The organism is Bifidobacterium saimiriisciurei, from assembly GCF_010667655.1.
GTDB classification, from domain to species: Bacteria; Actinomycetota; Actinomycetes; order Actinomycetales; family Bifidobacteriaceae; genus Galliscardovia; species Galliscardovia saimiriisciurei.
Map to the genome: position 1 here is coordinate 170,757 of NZ_WHZU01000004.1, position 19,459 is coordinate 190,215.

The window sequence follows — 19,459 nt, forward strand, 5'->3', positions numbered from 1 at the left end:
CGTCTGCGCCTAGTGGCGGGCGGCGCCGTCATACGGAGGCGTGACGGCGGTCGGGGGAGTGGCGAGCGGCCTGTCGAATGCGCTTTTCTTCGCCCGTTCGATGAACATGGCCACGTCCTCCGGCGATTCGTCGCAGCCGCGTCGCAGCCATATCCAGATGGCCGAGGTCAGGGCCGAGGCCATCATCTCCGTGCCGTACATGACGGGGATGCCGTCCGCCTCCAGGCGTATCCCCGATTTCTCCGTTTCGACCACCAGCAGGTCGGCGATCAGCTCCTTCGTCTTGGTGTAGAGCTCCATGTCGGAGCCGCTGTGCGATATGGTGTCGAAGAAGTCGAAATCCCCCTTGATATAGCGCAGGCCGCCGAGAATGGCCTCATAGGGGACGAACTCCTGCCCGGGATGATGCTGCGATCTGAGGATGATGTCGGCCAGATCGCCCACGGCGTTGGCGATAAGCTGCTGTCGCAGGTCGAACTTGTCGGTGTAATGCGTGTAGAACGTACCGCGGTTGATCCGCGCCTCACGGGCGATGTCGCTCACCGTGGTGGCGTCGAACCCCTTCTTCCGGGTCAGGGTGATGAACGCCTGCTTGACCGCCGCCTCGGTCCGCGTGTTCCTACGCTGTGCCATGCCGTCTCCTTGCCGATGGTCGTTGCGATGATTATCCTGTCGGCAATATCTTACAGCATCAACACGTTGTACGAATAAGAAATCAGTCTCGATGTCCGGCGCGCAGGCGTTCGATGTTCGTCGGACGTTCGGGAACCGGCTTGAACCGAACGATGTCGGCCGCCCTGATATCGACCAGCTGGGCCGGACGACGCCCGTTCGCGGATTCGTCGCGCAGCAGGCTCAGCGTCACCCCGTCCCATGCCGTCACATGGCCGACGAAATCGCGGTACTGCTCGCGTCCCTCTTCGTTCGTTCCGATCGTCGTGCGGACCACGAGCCGGGCCCCGATTGGAATATGGACAATGGTCATGCCCCGAGTCTATGGCTGACGTCTCGGACCGGATTCCTCGATTCCTGTGATTTGCGTCACATTTAACGTTTGCCTTTGGGGCTGTAGAGGTGTGTCGGGACAAATAAGGGTAGCGTGAGAGGTGGCGGGAAGCTCACTGCCCTCGATACCGCGATACGCGTATGAGGAACCAAGGACGACGACGGGCCTCTTCGCCGGCGATGGCGCCGGGAAGAGGCCGGGCGCGAATGATTCCGCGTCTATGGTCCGGACGTCGTTCCGATCACCAGATGCCGATGATCTTCCACCAGCCCATGCCGACCGTGAGCCAGACGGCCACGGCGACGATGCCGCACAGGAAGCCGATCTTCAGGAACTCGGGCGTCTTCACGTAGCCGGCGCCGTAGATCAGCGCCGCCGGTCCGGAGGCGTAGTGCGTCATCGCGCCGATCAGACCGGTGGCGCAGCCGAGCATGAGCGCCGCGGCGGCCGGGGGAGCGCCGGCGGCGACGGCCACGCCGAGGAACAGCGTGTACAGGGCCACTGCCTGGGCGAGCTCGGCGGCGAACATGTAGTGCATGAGGAAGTAGCAGACCGTGAGCAGCGCCAGCACCGCCATCCACGGCAGGCCGTCCGTGGCCTGCGCGATGATCTCGCCGGCCCATTCGGCCACGCCGAGCTTGTTGATCGGGGTGGCCATGCCGACCAGCACGCCGAAGAAGATGAGCGTGGACCAGGCGGAGGTGTTGGCGGCCATGTCCTTCCACGTGATGATGCCGGAGACGAGCAGCACGGCCACGCCGAGGAACGCGACGGTGGTGGCGTTGATGCCGGTCACCGAACCGGTGGCCCACAGCACCAGCATGACGACGAACGTGGCGGCCATGATCCACTCCTTGACGCTCAGCTTCCCCAGCTCCTTAAGTTCCCTGCGGGCGTCGCTCTGCGCGGCCGGCACATGCTTGATGGTCGGCGGATACACCTTGTACACCAGTGCCGGGATGATGAGCAGGCACAGCACGCCGGGGACGATGCCGGCGAGCGCCCACGTGCCCCAGCCGATGGTGACGCCGGAGTCGGCGGCGAGCTGGGCGACGACGGGGCCGGCGGCCATGGCGGTGGTGAACATGGCGGAGGTGATGGCGTTGACGTTGTTGGCGGTGACGGCGAGGTATGCGCCGATGCGGCGCCGGGATTCGTCGGATTCGGGCGTGGATTTCTGCACGTCGCTGATGGACGTGATGATGGGGAAGAGGATGCCGCCGAGTCGCGCCGTGTTCGACGGGGTGGCGGGGGCGAGCAGCAGGTCGGCGGCGGACAGGCCGTAGGAGATGCCGAGCGTGGACTTGCCGAGCAGGCTGATGAACACCAGGGCGATGCGTCGGCCCAGTCCGGTCTTGACGAAGCCCTGGGCGATGAAGAACGCGGCGACGATGAGCCAGATGGATGCGCTGCCGAGCCCGGCGAACGCCTCGGTCTTCGGGTCCATGGCGCCGGTGAGCATTGCGATGGTCAGGCCGATGATGGCGACGGCCGACGTGGGCAGCGGCTGGAGGATGAGGCCGAGGATGGTGCCGAGGAAGATGGCGAGCATGTGCATGGCCCTGGGCTCGAGGCCGTCGGGTGGCGGCACCACGTAGATGGCGGCGGTGACGGCCACGCAGACCGCGGCCTTGATGAGTTGCCTGGTTCGTTGCTTGGTTGCCTGCGTCATGATGCTCCTTTGCTCGATGTCCCCGAGGCGCGCACGGTCATGACGACGGCGTCATCGTCGTGCGGGTCTGGGTGATGTCATGAGCGTAGGAAAAATGTGATGTGGTTCACAAATAAGCATCGTCTATATGGGTCCGACTCGCCGTCGTGGATGGCCATAAACGTTGGTGTTTCAGGCGTGTCGCATATATAAGCGTTGTTTATTTGTACGGTGTCCGCCATCTTCATAGGTTGGTAGACATCAGCCGGGCAGCGAAGCCCGGACGCCGGCGGACGCCGACGGAACGTCGAGACTAAGGACGGTAATCATGACCGGAATGGAAACGCTGAGGAACCCCTTCGTCAACAAGGGCGCCGCCTTCACCGCCGAGGAGCGCGTCGCCAACGACGTGGACGGCCTGCTGCCCGCCGCCGTGCGCACGCTCGACGCGCAGGAGAAGGTGATGCACGCCAGGTTCTCCGCCATCGACGGCGACCTCAACAAGCGCCTGTACCTGATGGGCGTGGCCCGCGAGAACCGCGCGCTGTTCTACCACGGCATGGCCAGGCATCTGACCGAATACATGCCGATCGTGTACGCGCCGACCGTCGCCCAGTCCATCCAGCAGTACGACAGGTACTATCTCGGCAGCGACGTGGCCTACGTGTCCATCGAGCATCCCGAACGCATCAAGGACGCGCTGCGCCAGTACGCGCAGGGCCGCGACATCGACCTCATCGTGGCCACCGACGGCGAAGGCATCCTCGGCATCGGCGACTGGGGCGCGCAGGGCGCGGAGATCCTCACCGGCAAACTCGCCGTATACACGGCCGCCGCCGGCATCGACCCCTCACGCGTGCTGCCCGTCATGATCGACGTGGGCACCGACCGCCAGGAGCTGCTCGACAACCCCGACTACGTGGGCAACCGCTTCCCCCGCGTGCGCGGCGAACGCTACGACGCGTTCATCGACAGGTTCGTGCACGACAGCCTCGAACTCTACCCGGACGCCCTGCTGCACTGGGAGGACTTCGGCCGACCCACCGCAGCACCGATCCTCGAACGCTACCGCCGTGACGTGCTCACCCTCAACGACGACATCCAGGGCACCGGCGTGACCGTGCTCGCCGCGCTCGTCGCCGCCCGCAGGATCGCCGGCACCGGCTACGAGGACACGCGCATCCTCGTGTTCGGCGCGGGCACCGCCGGCGTCGGCATCGCCGACCAGCTCGTCGACGACATGGTCATGAACGGCGGCATGGACCGCGCCGCGGCCATGGCTCAGGTCGCCCTCGTCGACCGCTACGGCCTCGTGCTCGAAGGCCAGGAGAACCTGACCGAAGGCCAGCGCAAGTACGCGCACGACCCGGCCGAATTCGCCGACGTGGCCGACACCACCGACCTCGCCCAGGTCGTCGATGCGTTCAAGCCGTCCGTGCTCATCGGCACCTCCACCCGCCCCGGCGCCTTCGACGAACGCGTCGTCACCGCCATGGCCAGCCACGTGGAGCGTCCGCTCATCTGCCCGATCTCCAACCCGACCGAACTCGCCGAGGCCAAGGCCGCCGACGTGATCCGCTGGACCGACGGCAAGGCGTTCGTCATCACCGGCACGCCCTCCGCGCCCGTGGAATACAACGGCGTCACCTACCACATCGGCCAGGGCAACAACGCGCTCATGTACCCCGGCCTGTGCTTCGGCGCCATCGTCGGCAAGGCGCGTCTCATCAGCGACCGGATGCTGCTCGCCGGCGCCCACGCCATCTCCGACATGATCGACGTGGACCAGCCGGGCGCCGCCGTGCTGCCGCCGGTCAGCAGCCTCACCGAGATCTCCCGCAGGGTCGCCACCGCCGTGGCCGAACAGGCCATCGCCGAAGGCCTTAACCGCGAACCCGTCGACGACGTGCCCGCCGCCGTCGAGGCCGCCACCTGGCATCCCGAAGACCGGTAATGACGCCCTCGGACACCCCGCGTACAATGACAGACACCAATGTCGTTGAACGCGGGGGAGGCAATGTGGCGTCGATAGAGAACATACGGGACCTCGAACTGTTCCAGCTCGTCGCCGAACTCGGCAGTTTCACCGACGCTGCGGCCGCCGCCGGCGTCTCCCAGCCCACCGTATCGCAGGCGATCAAACGCCTCGAATCCCGACTCGGCGCCACCCTGCTGCAACGCCAGCGGTTCGGCGCCGGGGGAGGGCTCAGCCTCACCGCCGAAGGGCTCATCGTCGTCCGTCACACCGCCGCCATACTCGGCGAACTCGACGCGCTCGCCGACGACCTCGACGCCGCGCATGCGCCCGACGTCTACACCGTGGGACTGCCGCCCATCATCTCCGCCTATCTGCTCGGCGACGCCTCCATCGACATGCTTGCCGACCGGTTGCACGGGCGCATATCCGTGCAGTCGGTCGGCTCCAAACGGCTCATGGAGCAGATCGAACGCCACGACGTGGATTTCGGCGCCGTCGCCACCATCGACGCCCGCCCCGACATCGGCGGCATCCAATCGTTCAAGATCGCGTCGTTCCCGTTCGAGCTCGTCCATTCGGCCGCCAACCCGCCCGAGCCGCTCAGGGGACGTCACGACTTCGATTTCGGCGACGAGACACTGTTCCGAGGTCTGCGGTTCGTCACGCTCGGCGACGACTTCGTACACTCCAAGGCCGTCGCCGAGTTTCTTCGTACTCGCATCGACGTCACCCAGCTCATCGAGGTCGCCGACGTCAACACCATGAAGGCAATCATCGCCTCCGGCCTCGCCGTAGGCCTCATGGCGTCCGTCGCCGTCGGCGGTGACGGACGCCTCTCCACACTGCCCGTGCGCGGCGTCGACCTGCCCACATTCGACGTCTACGTGTTCAACGACGAGACCCGCGATGCCGGCGGGCAGGTTGCCGGCCGCATCGACGGCGCCCAGGCGTTCCTCGACGTCATCGGCCGCAACCTCGCCAACGGAACCGACGATTGACGGACGACGCCGTCACGCGGTCGTCATATGACGGTGCTCATACGGTTCGTGCATGGACGGTCATGCACGGCGAACATTCGTATGCTCCGCGATTCCGTGGTATGTGTTGAGACATGGCATTCGAATCATTCAGAAAAAAATACGACCAGCTCATGAACGACAAGCAGCCGCTCGGCGAGACCGACCCCGAATTCGTGGAGATGTTCAGCCGGTTCGCCTACGACGAAGTGGTGAACGACCCCGGCGCGAGCCATCCCGACCTCGACGACCGCACCCGGTCCATGGCCATCCTCGCCGCTCTGCTCGGCTGCCAGGGACTCGACGAGTACCGGCTCATGATCCCCGCGGCCCTGAAATCCGGCGTCACCCCGGTCGAGATCAAGGAGATCGTCTACCAGGCGACCGCCTATCTCGGCATCGGACGGGTCATGGGATTCCTCAACGCCACCAACGACGTGTTCCTCGAAGAGAAGGTAACCCTGCCCCTCGAACAGCAGGGCACGGTCGGTCCCGAGACCCGTATGGAGGCCGGTGAGCAGGCACAGATCGAGATCTTCGGCGAGCACATGCGCGGCTTCGCCGACGCCGGTCCCGAGGAGACCCGGCACATCCACCGCTGGCTCGTCGGCAACTGCTTCGGCGACTACTACACGCGCGGCGGTCTCGACGTACGCCAGCGCGAGATGATCACGCTGTGCTTCCTGGCCGCGCAGGGCGGGTGCGAGCCACAGCTCATCGCCCATGCGAAGGCGAACATGAACGTAGGCAACGACAAGGCGTTCCTCATCGCCGTCGTCTCCCAGACCATGCCCTACATCGGCTATCCGCGCACCCTCAACGCCCTCGGCGGCATCGGCAAGGCCGCCGAATAGCAACGTCGGCATCGTCGCGGCCGCCGGACAATGATTCGGCGGCCGCGACGATGCCGAGGGCGGACTAATGCCGTTCCTCCTCCTCGTATCTGGCGAAGAGCGCATCGGCGAGGGCGTCAAGCTCCTCGTCCGTATAGTCACGGTCCACATCGAGCACGACGTCCGCGTCGCCATCCGCCTCATCGTCCCCTCCCGCGGCGTCGTCCGAATCGACGCCCCGCGAGAAAACGGGGACTTCGGCGACGTCCCCGTCCCCATCGCCATCGCCGGGCGCGACGCCATCGTCCGCGTCGTCTCCGTCGTTGTCGTCATACATGCCGATGAGCGTGCCGAAGACGCCGGGGATGCAGTCGGCGACCTCGCCGGCGACGATAGGATGGCCCAGCGTGCCGTCCAGCACGCTGCCCGGCTCGATCCGGCGCGGTTGCATGGCATGGAAGAACTCCAACGGGCTTTCGCCGTCGTACACCACCGGCGGGCACGACCCACGCTGGAACGACTCGGACGCCATGCCGGCGGCGAGCCCGTGAATATAGGCGCCCACAGCCGCGAACACGGCCATCTGATCCGGCAATCTGACCAGCGTCTCCGCGTTCTGGGCCAGCACGGCGCCTATGACGCCGGCCAGCACGTCACCGGCGCCGGCGGTGGCCAGCCAGGCCGGGCCGGAGCCCGAGACGAACACATGCGGATTGCCGTCGCCGTCGTCGCCGACCACCACGGTCACCGCGCCCTTGAGCAGCACCGTCGCGCCGGTAAGCTCCCAAGCGCGGGTGGCCCAGTTCAACGGCTCGGCGAGCACATCCTGCACGCTCACCTCCTCGTCGCGTTCGCTGAGCAGACGGGCGAGCTCGCCGGCATGCGGCGTGATGAGCACCTGCGGCACGCAATTCTCCGGCAGCAGGTCGAGCGCACCTGCGTCGACGACCACCGGCGGCAACTCCTCGCTGCCATCCTCATCGGGCGAATAATGCGCCAGCAACGCGGCTATGCGCCGCCGCTGCGCATCCATATCACCCTCATCGGGACCGGAAGGAACACCGGAACCGACCACCCAGGACTGCACGTGCCCCTTGCCCATCACGGCCTCCGGAACCCGCGCCAGCACCATGTCCTGCGCAATCCTCGGACCGACGTAGCGAATCATGCCCACGTTCGACAGCACGGCCGCGCGCGACGACAGCACGGCCGCTCCCGGATACTCGTCCGAACCGGTGACCAGTCCCACCACGCCACGCGAATACTTCGAATCGTTCACATGCGGCAGACGGATCGACTGCGCCGCCGTACGCTGGGTCACGTTCTCCACCGCCGGCAGGAACGGCTCGGTGTCGAACCCGAAGTCCACCAGCACCTGCTGGCCGCACACATACGCCGCAGGGGGCAGCAGGTCGCACGGCTTGAGCGCGCCGAACGTAATGGTCACATCCGCCGGAATGTACGGTCCGGGCAGCGTGCCGTCGTCGATGCCCACGCCGGACGGCGCATCGACCGCGAGCACCAGGGGGAATCCGTCGCGTCCCGCTCCGCACGGCGTGGCGATGACATCGGGCAACTGGCCGTGCTCGCCGAGCGCCGCCGCCACCTGCGCCGGAATGCCGCGAAGCTCGCCATGCAGGCCGATGCCCGTCATCGCATCGATGACCAGATGCGAGCTCTCCGCCGCCGAGACGGCCTCCTCGAACAGGTCAGCGGCCTCCTGTGCATCCTGCGGTCCATCCACGCCGGGAATCTCCGCATCGGCATCCAGCACGATGACCTCGCCGCCGGCGGCGCGCAACGCCGCGAAACCGGCCTCATGCAGTGAACGGCCCACGGCGACGACGGTCACATCCACGCCGTCGGACGCAAGCTCGGCCGCGGCGAACAGTCCATCGCCGCCGTTGTCCCCGCCCCCGGCGAGCAGGGTGATGCGCGCGGCATCAGGGGAGACATGGGCGCGGGCCATCATCACGCGCGCGGTCATCGCCGTCGCCGAAGCGGCCATGCGCATCAGCGGCACGCCGTCCTCCAACAGGGGCCGCTCCATCGCACGCACGTCATCGGACGCGAACGCCACGGACCTGAACTCGTCCTCCAGCTCGGCGTCGTCATCGAACAGCATCGACATCATCGTTACCCAGCCTTCCCGCCGGCCCGTCGGGTGCCTTTCACCATCGCCGGCATGCCACACCATTGTCTCTCGATCCTCGGAAAAAACCCGAAGATACGCCGAACGTCGCCTGAATATCATCGTCCCGTTCCGGACTGGCACGTGGCGGGCCCGTCGGCTAGGGTGGGGGAAGCCCTACAAAACAAGGAAGGATGACATATGACATCGCAAGCCGTGCTCAGGGCCATGCGCGCCGAGGACATGCCGAAGATCGAGGATATCGTAAGGCGCACCTGGAGCTACGACGGTCTGGTGTCGCCGCGCAACGCCGGGCTGCTCGCCCGCGTCGACGCCTGCAACTGCCTTTCCCGACGTACGTTCATGCGCGTGGCCGACATCGACGGCGACGTCGCCGGCCTCATCGTCGTCAACGACCGGCGCAACCCCCGCAGGGATTTTCGGTTGGCCATCCGCCAGATCGCCTCATACGCGGCGCTCGCCGCCAGCCGTGACGGCAGGCAGGGGCTTGCCATGTTCCACGAATACATGCGGACCGATCGCGCCCTGAGCCGAGACGCCGAATCGCAGGGCATGCGGTACGACGGCGAGGTCGTGCTGTTCATCGTCAACGACCGCTACCGAGGCCGCGGCGTCGGCCGCATGCTGTTCGACGCCGCACTCGAGCACATGCGCTCCACCGGCATCGAGGATTTCTTCCTCTACACCGACACCACCTGCGACTTCGGGTTCTACGACCACCGAGGGCTCTCCCGCCGATGCGAGCGCCGCGCCTCCTACACCCTGGCCGGCAGAAGGTTCGACGAGGACATGTACATCTATGACGGCGTCATCGGCCGTTTGCAGTGAAGCCGTGATGGCCGGTTCGCCGGCCATCATATAGTGGTCCCGAATACATACCAGGCAAGAGGCGGGCGGCGGCCATACGGCGGGCGGCGTGCGCCGGACAGGCGTCCGCATATGAACGGGGAGGGAAAGGCATGAACGTCATGCACAAGACGGTGGCGATGCTCGAGGCATGGTGGGCGAAGCACCACGTGCATCTCGCGCCGGAGCCGGCAGGGGAGCGCACCGGACTGGTCGGCGAACGATATGCCGGGGACGATGACGCCCGCCCGTTCACGCTCGTGGCCGTGGGCGACTCCATGGTCGCCGGCTGCGGCGTGGAGACGCAGGAGGACGGCCTGATCCCCGATCTGGCGCGCGGCGTGGCCGACGTGCTGGAACGGCCGGTGCGATGGAGCACGCATGGCAGGCTCGGCGCCACCATGCGCCGTGTGCGCTACCGCCTGCTGCCCGAGGTCGACGGGAAGCCGGACCTGCTGGTATTGTGCGCCGGCTCGAACGACATCATGGCCCAGCGCAGCGTCAGGGAATGGTCCGACGACCTCGCCGCCACACTCGACGAGGCCAAGGCGCTGGCGGACGACATCGTCGTCTACAGCTGCGGCCAGCTGTACAACAGCCCCTCGCTCGGAGCCACGCTGCGCCGCTACCTCGAAGGCCGCATCGACGAGCAGACCGAGGCCAGCAAGCGCATCTGCGCCGAGCGCGGCGTCATCTATCTCGACATGACACATGAGGATGTGAAGGCCGACGACGCGCAGTTCTACGCCTCCGACCATTTCCACCCCGGCAGGTTCGGCTACCGCTACATGGCCGACCGCAGCGTCGAGCTCCTGCACGACCACCTGCTGTCCATCAAAGGCTGAAAGCCGCGGCGGGGAGGGCCTCGGCCGGCCCCGCCACCCGCCGTCACACGGCGTAGCTGATGGTCAGCGGCGCATGGTCCGACCAGCGCGCCTCATAGGTCGGCGCCTTGTCGATGACGAACCCGCAGGCGCTTTCCGCCAGCTCGGGCGTGGCGAACTGATAGTCGAGACGCCAGCCCACGTTGTTGTCGAACGCGCGGCCGCGCTGGCTCCACCATGTGTACGGTCCCTGGATGTCTCCGGCGAGGTCGCGCATCACGTCCACGAACTCGTATTCGTCCAGCCAGCGGTCCACGTAGGCGCGCTCCTCGGGCAGGAATCCCGCATGCTTCACGTTGCCCCTGGCGTTCTTGATGTCAAGCGGCGTATGCGCGATGTTGAAGTCGCCGCACAGCACCGCCTGCCGGCCGCCCGACGCGGCCTCCTCCTGCAGCTGTCCCAGACGCACGAGCATGTGGTCGAGGAACCGGTACTTCTGCGCCATCTTGACGTCGTCCTCCGCGCTGCCGGCATGCACGTACACGCAGGCCACGGTGATCACATAACCCTCCGGGGTCCGCACGTCGGCCTCGATCCACCGGCCCGAATCCACGTCCTCGTCCAGCCTGGGCAGACCATGGCGGGTCTCGACCACGGGCAGCGACGACAGCAGACCCACCCCGGCGCGGCCCTTGACGCGGCACACCTCGTTCACCCGCCGGAGGCCGTCCGGCCCCTCGACGGCGCCTGCCGCCGCATACCGGTTCGCGAAGTCGTCGAATATCGGGTCGAGCGCATCCTGCGGGGCGCGCACCTCCTGCATGCACCACACGTCGGGCGTATGGGCGTCCACCCATGAGCCGACGTTCTTGCGCGCCGCCGCCCGGATGCCGTTCATGTTCGAAGTCGTAATGGAAATCATGAACAGCAGTCTACCCACGTCTACCCATCTACGCCCTGGGGAACGCCTGCTCGTATCGTTTCGTCAGCTGTTCGATGGATACATGCGTGTATCGCTGCGTGGTCTGCAACGAGGAATGCCCGAGCATCTCCTGCACCTCGCGCAGGTCGGCCCCGCCATCGAGCATATGCGTGGCCGCGGAATGACGCAGGGAATGCGGCCCCACGTCGGGAACGCCCGCGGCCGCGGCGGCGCGATGCACCACCCGGCGCGCCTGACGCGGATCGAGCCGGCCGCCTCGGGAACCGAGGAACACCGCCCGACCGTCGCCGTTCGTCGCGGAGCGCAGCACCACGCTCCGACCCCGTTCCATCCACAGTGCCAGGGCCCTGGCCGCCGGCGCGCCGAACGGCACTACCCGCTGCTTGCCTCCCTTGCCCAGCACGCGCACGGTACGGGCGGAGAAATCGACGTCGTCCATGTCGATGCCGACGAGCTCGGAGACGCGGATGCCCGTGGCATACAGCAGCTCCACGATGGCCGCGTCCCGCATCCCGATCGCCTGGCTCCTCCCGCCGTCGTCCTGTCGCCTCGCCCCTCCAGCCGGAGTCGGCCGCTCCGATCCGTCCGCGATTTCCACGGCGTCGGCGTCGGCCCGGTCCATCATCCGCTCCGCCTGCGCCTCGCTCAGCACCGTCGGCAGCGTCGAGGGGATCTTCGGCGTCTTCAGGCCTGCGGCGGGATCCGAGCCCGTCACGCCGTGCTCGTATGCGTAGGCGAAGAACGCGCGCACCGACACCACCTTCCTGGCCATCGACGAACGCGCATGATCGCGTGACGACGCCCCCATCCACAGACGAAGATCATCCACCGTCACATCGTTCGGCGACTCGACGCCACGCGATCTGAGCGAGGCGAAGCATTCCCTCAGGTCGGAGGCATACGAACGCACCGTATTGGCGCTCAGGCCGCGGTTGACGGACAGATACCGCAGGAAGGCGTCGGCCGCGCTCTCGAATCCCATGGTCACTCCCTCCCATTTGGAAAAACACCGATTCTATGGTTTAACAGTAGGGTGCAGAACAGCGAAAATCACATCGTCGACGGCGCGCCCGACCAGGCGCGGCCGGCGGACGACGACAGACGGATCGTATTGACCTTCGTGGTCCCCTCCTACAACGTGGAGGACTATCTCGGACGATGCCTCTCCTCGCTGCTGATCGAACAGGACCTGAGCGACACGGAGATCCTCATCGTCAACGACGGATCCAAGGACGGCACGCTCGCGCTCGCGCGTGAATACGAAAGCCGGTATCCGAACGTGATCCGCGTTATCGACCAGCAGAACAAGGGCCATGGCGGCGCCGTCAACACGGGCGTGGCCAACGCGCGCGGCATGTACGTGAAGGTCGTCGACGCCGACGACTGGCTCGACATGGTGGCGTTGCGCAACGTGCTCGCCGAACTACGCACGCAGGCGCAGGCCGCCGCGCCGGTCGACCTGGTCGTCACGAACTACACGTACGAGAAGCAGGGCAAGCGCATCAAGAAGACCGTGCGCTACGGCGGCGTGATGAAGCCGAACACCATCCTCGGATGGAACGAGGTGAGGCGGTTCCGCCCCGATCAGAACCTGCTCATGCACTCGCTCATCTACCGGACCAAGGTGCTGCGCGAGAAGGCCGGACTCGAGCTGCCGGAGCACACGTTCTACGTCGACAACATCTACGCGTACGCGCCGCTGCCGCAGGTGCGCACGCTCATGTACCTCGACGAGGACCTCTACCGCTACTTCATCGGCCGCGAGGGGCAGTCGGTCGAGGAGGAGACGATGATCCGGCGCATCGACCAGCTCATCCGCGTGGTGCGCACCATGATCGACGCCACTCCCGACCGTGACGCCGTGCCCGCCGGGCTCTACCGGTACATGATCCACTACCTGACCATCAACATGGCCATCGACTCGGTGTTCATGGTGCTGTCCAAGGACAAGGAGAACTACCGCCGCAAGGACGAGCTGTGGGCGTACCTCGCCGAGCGCGCGCCCGAGGCCGAGGCCGCCGTGCGCCGCACGACGATCGGCCGCCTGCTCACCGTGCGAGGGCCGCTCGGCCGCGGGCTCATCCGCCTCGGCTACGGCATCGCGCACAACATCGTCGGCGTCAACTGACGCTCCGACGCGGCGATCGGGGGATTGTGTGAGCCTTCACCGAATTGACCCCACGCACCATTAAGCTATAAACGGTAAAAACCCACGCATGTGACGAAACGAGGAACAATGGGACTGTTCGGATTCGGCAAGAAGCACCATGAAGCCGAAGAGGAATCCAAGGCCGTCGACGTCGACGACGCCGTCGATGCCGACGAGGCCACGGAAGCCGACGAGACCACGGAAAACGCCGATGACACCGCCGCGGCCGGAGGATTCGGCGATGGCGAACGCGGCGTCGACCACGGCCCGTGGGACGTCGACGACGAGAACATCCCCGACTACGACGACTACCTCGACATCGGTTCGCTCTACCTGCCGTTCCTCCAGGGCATCGAACTGCGCCTCAAGGGCGCCCGCCAGACCGGCACGGTGATGGGCGCCACCATCACGCTCGGCAACTCCAGCCTCGAGATGGAGGCATTCGCCGCGCCGAAGTCGTACGGTCTGTGGGACGACGTGCGCGCCGACCTGCTCGCCGCCAACGAGGGCTCCCGCGAGGTCGAGGGCGTGTTCGGCACCGAGCTCATCCTGCCGGTGAAGGTCAAGGACAAGACCCTCGACACCCGTATCGTCGGCATCGACGGCCCGCGCTGGATGCTCCGCGGCATCTTCACCGGACCGGCCGCACAGCCTGACGGCGACGACGAGGAGAAGACCACGCTCGACAAGTACTTCTCCGACCTCGTGGTCGACCGCGGCGAGGAACCGCTCGCCCCGCGCGACATGATCCCGATGCATGCGCCGGTCGGCCCCGCCGAACGCGCCAAGCAGGCCGAGGCCGAATCAAAGGACGACGGTCAGGATGCCGGGAAGGACATCCCCGGCAAGCCGAAGGGCCCGCTGAGCAAGACCCTCGAAACGCAGACCCAGACCACGCTGCGCCGTGGCCCCCTGTTCTCCGAAGTCCGATAGGCGTCGGACGGCCATGAGCGAACGTCATGACGATCCCGAATCCGTGAAGGACGGGGAAAGGAGACGCAGCGGACTGGCGTCGCTGGCGGACGAGGACTTCTCCGTCATCGACGCCATCGGAGGCCCTCGGGGCGTCGTCGAATCGATTCTGCCCGGCGTCGTGTTCGTCGTGTTGTTCGTCGCCACACGCGATCTGCGGACGACGGTGATGGTCTCCGCGGCCGTCGCCGTCCTGCAGGTGATCGCACGTATGCTGCAGCGGCAGTCCGTGCTCGGCGCGCTCACCGGCGTGATGGCCGTGGCCATCTGCCTGGTATGGGCGTGGTTCAGCCACGACGCACGCAACTATTATCTGCCCGGCTTCCTCGTCAACTCGTTCTGGATAGTCGTGCTGGGCGTCTCGCTGATCGCCCGTGTCCCGGGCATCGGCGTACTCGTCGAATTCGTGCGCAAGCCGGTCACCGACCATCTGGGCGACTGGCTGCGCGCATGGCGCGACGACAGGCCGCTGCTCAAGGCGTATATGATGGTCACCGGCATATGGATCGCCGTGTTCGCGCTGCGTCTCGGCGTGCAGGTGCCCATGTACCTGACCAATCACGTCGGCTGGCTCGGCACCGCACGGCTCGTCATGGGCGTGCCCATGTTCGCCGCCGCCATCTGGATCTCGTGGCTCGTCATCGCCACGCCGCTGCATCGTCACCGCATCGCCGAGGAAAGGAACTCATGACCTCACAAGTCCGCATCGAACGCTACGCCGACCAGGGACGCTGCGTCGCCCATATCGACGGACGCGTCGTGTTCGTCCGCTTCGCCCTGCCCGGCGAGCTCGTGAACATCAGGCTCGACGAGCCGCACGACCGCGACGACCGGTTCTGGACGGGCGAGGTCACCGAAGTGCTCGAGCCCAGCGACGAACGCGTGGACCCCGTGTGGCCGCTCGCCGGCCCGCTCGCATGGGGCGGGGGAGTCGGCGGCGCTGACATGGTGCACGTCTCCATCCCCGGACAGCTCAGATGGAAGTCCTCCACCATCGCCGAGCAGATGCGGCGCCTCGGCCACGTGGACGTCGACGTGCCGGTCGCGGGTGTGGAGGACGACGCGAAGCGTCGCGGCCTTGGATGGCGCACCCGCATCGAGATGATCGCCGACGACGAGGGACGGCCCTCCATGCGCCGACGCGAATCCCATGTGCGCGTGCCCCTGGATGCCATGCCGCTCGCCACCGACGCCGTGAACGCCGTCGCCGAGACCGAACACGTATGGGAAGGCGGCTTCGAGCCCGGCGCCCAGATCCGTCTCGCCGTTCCCGAACCGCGCGACGGGCAGACCGTCGGCGACAACCATGCGGTGCTGGTCGACGGCAGGCTCCGCTCCGGCAGCCAGCAGCTCACCGAGACCATGGCGCTCGCCGACGGCCATTCCTACACGTATACCGTCGATGCCGGCGGCTTCTGGCAGGTGCACCGACAGGCGCCGATAGCCCTCGCCGATGAGGTCATCGACCTGGTCAGACAGCAGATCGACGGCGCCGAATCCGCGACGATATGGGACCTGTATTCCGGTTCCGGACTGTTCACGCTGCCGCTCGCATCCGCCACCGCGCCGCGCACCCGGATGCTCAGCGTCGAGGGCGCGAAGACCGCCGTGCGCAACGCGCAGCGTAACCTGCGGGCCATCGGCCTCGACAACGTGGACCCGCGCACCGGCGACGTGTCGAAGACGCTGCGCAACATCCCGAACGACCTCGCCCATCCCGACGTGGTCGTGCTCGACCCGCCGCGCGCCGGCGCCAAGAAGCGCGTATGCGAGCAGATCGCCGAGTCCGGCGCCCGGTCCGTGATCTACGTGGCCTGCGACCCGACGAGCCTCGCCCGGGACACCGCCACGCTCGCGGGTCTCGGCTACGAACTCAGGTACATCAAGGGCCACGACATCTACCCCAACACCCACCACGTCGAAACCATCGCCCTCTTCGTACGATGAACTGGCGAATGAGGATGCGACGGGCCGCAAGGGCGCTGGCCGGGCTGACGGCGGCGGCCATGCTGCTGCCGGTGGCCGGCTGCATGCCACAGGACAAGGCGGTGGGAGACACGCATGAGACCTCGGAGGCCATCGCGCACGACGGCGTGGACCGCAACGACGTGGGCGTCGGCGTAGTCGGCAGCGCCAGGCCGGCCAACGCCGACAGGGATTCGGACATGGTCCACGCGCTGCGCCAGGAGGGCATGCAGCCGATGTACGCCGCCGCGAACGGGGACGCCGACAGCCAGCAGAAAGGCGTCGAGGGCTTCGTCCGACGCAATGTGAAGATCATCGTCATCAGCGTGGATGATCCGAACGGCTGGGATGACGCGCTCGGCAAGGCTCGGCAGGCCGGCATCCCCGTCGTGCTCATGGAAAGCTCCATCAGCCCCGACGACCGGACGTTGTATGCGGCCCGATTCCATATCGTCGAACAGGGGACGACGCCCAAGGGCGGCGCCGACGGCATCGGCGACGCGCTGATGGACATCATCGACGACAAGCCGCATGCCAGGGACATGAACGTGATGCTGACGGGAGTGCACGGATGAACGATGCGACGGCGACGGCAATGACAGCGCCTGCGACGAAAACGGACCATGACGCAATGCCCGAGACCGGGGAGATGGGACTCACCGGCGAACAGGTCAAGCACCGCATCGCCCAAGGTGAAATCAACATCGCCAAGGACAAATCGTCGCGGTCGATCGCGCAGATCGTGCGCGCGAACGTGTTCACGCTGTTCAACGCCATCATCGCCGTGGCCATGGTCATGGTGCTGCTCACCGGCCAGTGGCGCGACTCCGTGTTCGGTTTCGTCATCATCATCAACACCGGCATCGGCATCGTCACCGAGCTCAGGGCCAAGCGAACGCTCGACAGGCTGTCCATCCTCGTCGCCTCGAAATACCTCGTCCGGCGCGACGGTAAGGACGTCGAAATCGCGCATAACGAGATAGTCAAAGACGACCTGCTGTGGATTCGTTCCGGCGACCAGATTCCCGCCGACGTCGAAATCGTCAGGACCTGGGGGCTCGAACTCGACGAATCCATGCTGACCGGCGAATCACGGACCGTGCGCAAGACCATCGGAGACCTGGCATATTCGGGATCGACCGCCGTCTCCGGCATGGCATTGGGGCGCGTCACCGCCGTGGGGGAGCACAGCTATGCGGCCAGGCTCGCCGCCGAGGCCAGGATATACAAGAAGACCCATTCCGACCTCAACGCCGGCATCAACACGATACTGAAATTCATGACGTTCCTCGTTGTGCCGCTGTGCGCGCTGCTGATCTGGACGCAGATGAACACCGTCGGCGGATGGGACGCCGCCATCGCCACGGGCTCATGGCGTCAGGCCGTGGTCTCCGCCGTCGCCGGCGTGGTCGGCATGATTCCCGAAGGCCTTGTCCTGCTCACCTCGTTGAACTTCGCCGTCGCCGCCATGCGGCTCGCCCGGCGGAACACGCTCGTGCAGGAGCTCGAATCCGTGGAGACGCTCGCCCGCGTCGACGCGTTGAACCTCGACAAGACCGGCACCGTCACCGACGGCGGCATCGCCTTCGACCGTCTGGAGATGCTCGCCGCCGACGGCTCGGATGAAACGGCACGGCGCGAGGCCGAACAGGCGTTGTGCGACCTCGCCAACGAGGAGCAGCCCAACGGCACCGGCAAGGCCATCCTCGCCGGACTGGGGGAGCGAGGCATCGTCGCCGGCGAGGTGACGGCCCGCGTGCCGTTCTCATCGGCCCGCAAATGGAGCGCGGTGGTCGCCGACGGTGAAATCTGGTACATGGGCGCACCCGAAGTGCTGATCTCGGCCATGCGCGGCGACCATGACGACATCCTCGAACGGGTGAACGGCATCGCAGGCGAAGGAAGCCGCGTCGTGCTGCTCGCCAGAGCCGACACCGCTGACGCGGATGGCGGCGCCGCCCCGGAGACATTCGCCGACGACCCCCGTCTGCTCCCCGACACCGAACCCGTCGCACTGGTGGTGTGCTCCGAACGCATCCGCTCCGACGCCGAACGCACGCTCGCATGGTTCCGCGAACAGGGTGTGCGCTGCCGTCTCATCTCCGGAGACAACCCCCGCACCGTCGCCGCCATCGCCGGCAAGGTGCGTCTCACCGGCGACAAGACGCCGCGATACATGGACGCGCGCGAACTGCCTGCCGACATCGACGAACTCGCCGAAACGCTCGAAAACATTGACGTGCTCGGCCGCGTGCTGCCCGACCAGAAGAAGGCCATCGTGCAGGCCCTGCACCGACGCGGCCACACCGTGGCCATGACCGGCGACGGCGTCAACGACACGCTGGCGTTGAAGGAGGCCGACCTCGGCATCGCCATGGGCAACGCCGCACCCGCTGCCAAGGCTGTCGCCCAGGTGGTGCTCGTCGACTCGAAATTCTCCCACCTGCCCGACGTCGTCGCCCGCGGCCGACAGGTCATGGCCAACATGGAACGCGTCGCCAGCCTGTTCCTCGTCAAGACCGTCTACTCCGCCATCATCTCCCTCGGCGTCGTGCTCTCCGCCATGCCCTACCCGTACCTGCCAAGGCACATCACCTACGTCGGCGCGCTCACCATCGGCATGCCGGCGTTCATCCTCGCGCTCGCGCCCAACACACGCCGATACATCCCCGGATTCCTCAGGCGCGTCGTCGCCTTCGCCCTGCCCGGCGGCATCGCCACGGGACTGTCGGTGCTGCTGTGCGCATGGATCGTGCCGCGCGTCATGGGATGGAACCTCGAGAACCCGGCCGACCTCGAATCCCTGCGCGCCACCAGCGCCATCATCCTGTTCCTCATGGGCGTGTTCGTGCTCTCCCGTGTGGCCAGGCCCCTCAACTCGTGGCGCGGCGGCCTCGTCGCGCTCTTCGCCGCATGCGGCGTCATCGGCATGTTCATCCCGTTCGTCGCAAGCTTCTTCGCCCTCATCATCCCCACCGGCCGGACCCTCGCCGCCACCCTCGTGGCGCTCGTCATCGCCTCGGTCATCTTCCTCGTCTGCATCGTGGTCGTTCCAAAAATCGGGCGTATTATTCCACACGAAACAAAAACACGCTAGAACTAATGTGTTAATGATTTCGTACAT

16 protein-coding genes and 1 pseudogene are annotated in these 19,459 nt (G+C 66.5%); 11 read left to right on the forward strand and 6 right to left on the reverse strand.

Features of this window, described 5'->3' with window-relative positions; translation table 11 throughout:
• Nucleotides 1-9 precede the first annotated feature (9 nt).
• The 3 genes from GFD18_RS03800 to GFD18_RS03810 all read right to left on the reverse strand — a co-directional run bounded on the left by GFD18_RS03800 (nucleotide 10) and on the right by GFD18_RS03810 (nucleotide 2,678).
• Complete coding sequence (locus GFD18_RS03800; RefSeq protein ID WP_163199301.1) at nucleotides 10-633, reverse strand: TetR/AcrR family transcriptional regulator; 624 nt, start codon at nucleotides 631-633, stop codon at nucleotides 10-12.
• An 82-nt stretch (nucleotides 634-715) separates the two neighbouring features.
• Nucleotides 716-985, reverse strand: a complete 270-nt coding sequence (locus GFD18_RS03805) for a DUF6725 family protein (protein WP_163199302.1) — start codon at nucleotides 983-985, stop codon at nucleotides 716-718.
• A gap of 262 nt (nucleotides 986-1,247) precedes the next feature.
• Complete coding sequence (locus GFD18_RS03810) at nucleotides 1,248-2,678, reverse strand: DASS family sodium-coupled anion symporter (RefSeq protein WP_163199304.1); 1,431 nt, start codon at nucleotides 2,676-2,678, stop codon at nucleotides 1,248-1,250.
• Between the two features lie 301 nt (nucleotides 2,679-2,979).
• Here GFD18_RS03810 and GFD18_RS03815 point away from each other — a divergent pair.
• The 3 genes and pseudogenes from GFD18_RS03815 to GFD18_RS03825 form a co-directional block, all read left to right on the forward strand.
• Nucleotides 2,980-4,611, forward strand: a pseudogene (locus tag GFD18_RS03815) (NAD-dependent malic enzyme); the annotation flags it as partial.
• A gap of 26 nt (nucleotides 4,612-4,637) precedes the next feature.
• Nucleotides 4,638-5,633 carry a LysR family transcriptional regulator gene (locus GFD18_RS03820; RefSeq protein WP_163199306.1) on the forward strand — a complete coding sequence of 332 codons (996 nt, stop codon included), beginning with the start codon at nucleotides 4,638-4,640 and terminating at the stop codon, nucleotides 5,631-5,633.
• A 113-nt stretch (nucleotides 5,634-5,746) separates the two neighbouring features.
• Entirely contained in the window at nucleotides 5,747-6,505 is a 759-nt protein-coding gene (locus tag GFD18_RS03825; protein WP_163199308.1) for a carboxymuconolactone decarboxylase family protein, read from the forward strand.
• A 64-nt stretch (nucleotides 6,506-6,569) separates the two neighbouring features.
• Here the strand turns inward: GFD18_RS03825 and GFD18_RS03830 are convergent, their stop codons facing one another.
• Nucleotides 6,570-8,609, reverse strand: a complete 2,040-nt coding sequence (locus tag GFD18_RS03830) for a bifunctional ADP-dependent NAD(P)H-hydrate dehydratase/NAD(P)H-hydrate epimerase (protein ID WP_204313979.1) — start codon at nucleotides 8,607-8,609, stop codon at nucleotides 6,570-6,572.
• A 207-nt stretch (nucleotides 8,610-8,816) separates the two neighbouring features.
• On the opposite strand from GFD18_RS03830, the gene GFD18_RS03835 reads away from it, so the two are divergent.
• Together GFD18_RS03835 and GFD18_RS03840 are read left to right on the forward strand one after the other, a co-directional pair.
• A complete protein-coding gene (locus tag GFD18_RS03835; RefSeq protein ID WP_163199310.1) occupies nucleotides 8,817-9,464 on the forward strand; it encodes a GNAT family N-acetyltransferase in 648 nt (215 codons plus the stop codon).
• A 131-nt stretch (nucleotides 9,465-9,595) separates the two neighbouring features.
• Nucleotides 9,596-10,327, forward strand: coding sequence for an SGNH/GDSL hydrolase family protein (locus GFD18_RS03840; RefSeq protein WP_163199312.1), 732 nt, complete (start codon nucleotides 9,596-9,598; stop codon nucleotides 10,325-10,327).
• Nucleotides 10,328-10,370: 43 nt separating this feature from the next.
• Here GFD18_RS03840 and GFD18_RS03845 read toward each other — a convergent pair whose 3' ends face one another.
• Complete coding sequence (locus tag GFD18_RS03845) at nucleotides 10,371-11,228, reverse strand: exodeoxyribonuclease III (RefSeq protein WP_163199314.1); 858 nt, start codon at nucleotides 11,226-11,228, stop codon at nucleotides 10,371-10,373.
• 28 nt (nucleotides 11,229-11,256) lie between these two features.
• Nucleotides 11,257-12,231, reverse strand: coding sequence for a tyrosine recombinase XerC (locus GFD18_RS03850; protein WP_163199316.1), 975 nt, complete (start codon nucleotides 12,229-12,231; stop codon nucleotides 11,257-11,259).
• Between the two features lie 123 nt (nucleotides 12,232-12,354).
• Here GFD18_RS03850 and GFD18_RS03855 point away from each other — a divergent pair, with 123 nt between their 5' ends.
• From GFD18_RS03855 to GFD18_RS03880, 6 genes are all read left to right on the forward strand, one after another.
• Complete coding sequence (locus GFD18_RS03855) at nucleotides 12,355-13,377, forward strand: glycosyltransferase family 2 protein (protein WP_163199515.1); 1,023 nt, start codon at nucleotides 12,355-12,357, stop codon at nucleotides 13,375-13,377.
• 108 nt (nucleotides 13,378-13,485) lie between these two features.
• Nucleotides 13,486-14,331 (forward strand): DUF3710 domain-containing protein, encoded by an 846-nt coding sequence (locus tag GFD18_RS03860; RefSeq protein ID WP_163199318.1) that lies wholly within the window; start codon nucleotides 13,486-13,488, stop codon nucleotides 14,329-14,331.
• A gap of 13 nt (nucleotides 14,332-14,344) precedes the next feature.
• Nucleotides 14,345-15,061, forward strand: a complete 717-nt coding sequence (locus tag GFD18_RS03865; RefSeq protein WP_163199320.1) for a DUF3159 domain-containing protein — start codon at nucleotides 14,345-14,347, stop codon at nucleotides 15,059-15,061.
• Nucleotides 15,058-16,317 (forward strand): class I SAM-dependent RNA methyltransferase, encoded by a 1,260-nt coding sequence (locus GFD18_RS03870; protein WP_163199322.1) that lies wholly within the window; start codon nucleotides 15,058-15,060, stop codon nucleotides 16,315-16,317. The genes GFD18_RS03865 and GFD18_RS03870 overlap by 4 nt, the downstream gene beginning before the upstream one ends.
• Nucleotides 16,318-16,325: 8 nt before the next feature.
• A complete protein-coding gene (locus GFD18_RS03875) occupies nucleotides 16,326-16,910 on the forward strand; it encodes a substrate-binding domain-containing protein (protein ID WP_163199324.1) in 585 nt (194 codons plus the stop codon).
• A 56-nt stretch (nucleotides 16,911-16,966) separates the two neighbouring features.
• Nucleotides 16,967-19,432, forward strand: a complete 2,466-nt coding sequence (locus tag GFD18_RS03880) for an HAD-IC family P-type ATPase (RefSeq protein ID WP_163199326.1) — start codon at nucleotides 16,967-16,969, stop codon at nucleotides 19,430-19,432.
• The last annotated feature ends 27 nt before the right edge of the window (nucleotides 19,433-19,459 follow it).

Excerpts from the sequence above, each read along its gene's own strand:
- GFD18_RS03850 (WP_163199316.1), bottom strand. The coding sequence starts at position 12,231 with ATGGGATTCGAGAGCGCGGCCGACGCCTTCCTGCGGTATCTGTCCGTC.
- GFD18_RS03860 (WP_163199318.1), top strand. The coding sequence starts at position 13,486 with ATGGGACTGTTCGGATTCGGCAAGAAGCACCATGAAGCCGAAGAGGAA.
- GFD18_RS03840 (WP_163199312.1), top strand. The coding sequence starts at position 9,596 with ATGAACGTCATGCACAAGACGGTGGCGATGCTCGAGGCATGGTGGGCG.
- GFD18_RS03835 (WP_163199310.1), top strand. The coding sequence starts at position 8,817 with ATGACATCGCAAGCCGTGCTCAGGGCCATGCGCGCCGAGGACATGCCG.
- GFD18_RS03865 (WP_163199320.1), top strand. The coding sequence starts at position 14,345 with ATGAGCGAACGTCATGACGATCCCGAATCCGTGAAGGACGGGGAAAGG.
- GFD18_RS03870 (WP_163199322.1), top strand. The coding sequence starts at position 15,058 with ATGACCTCACAAGTCCGCATCGAACGCTACGCCGACCAGGGACGCTGC.
- GFD18_RS03825 (WP_163199308.1), top strand. The coding sequence starts at position 5,747 with ATGGCATTCGAATCATTCAGAAAAAAATACGACCAGCTCATGAACGAC.
- GFD18_RS03810 (WP_163199304.1), bottom strand. The coding sequence starts at position 2,678 with ATGACGCAGGCAACCAAGCAACGAACCAGGCAACTCATCAAGGCCGCG.
- GFD18_RS03830 (WP_204313979.1), bottom strand. The coding sequence starts at position 8,609 with ATGCTGTTCGATGACGACGCCGAGCTGGAGGACGAGTTCAGGTCCGTG.
- GFD18_RS03800 (WP_163199301.1), bottom strand. The coding sequence starts at position 633 with ATGGCACAGCGTAGGAACACGCGGACCGAGGCGGCGGTCAAGCAGGCG.
- GFD18_RS03845 (WP_163199314.1), bottom strand. The coding sequence starts at position 11,228 with ATGATTTCCATTACGACTTCGAACATGAACGGCATCCGGGCGGCGGCG.
- GFD18_RS03805 (WP_163199302.1), bottom strand. The coding sequence starts at position 985 with ATGACCATTGTCCATATTCCAATCGGGGCCCGGCTCGTGGTCCGCACG.
- GFD18_RS03875 (WP_163199324.1), top strand. The coding sequence starts at position 16,326 with ATGAGGATGCGACGGGCCGCAAGGGCGCTGGCCGGGCTGACGGCGGCG.
- GFD18_RS03880 (WP_163199326.1), top strand. The coding sequence starts at position 16,967 with ATGCCCGAGACCGGGGAGATGGGACTCACCGGCGAACAGGTCAAGCAC.
- GFD18_RS03820 (WP_163199306.1), top strand. The coding sequence starts at position 4,638 with ATGACAGACACCAATGTCGTTGAACGCGGGGGAGGCAATGTGGCGTCG.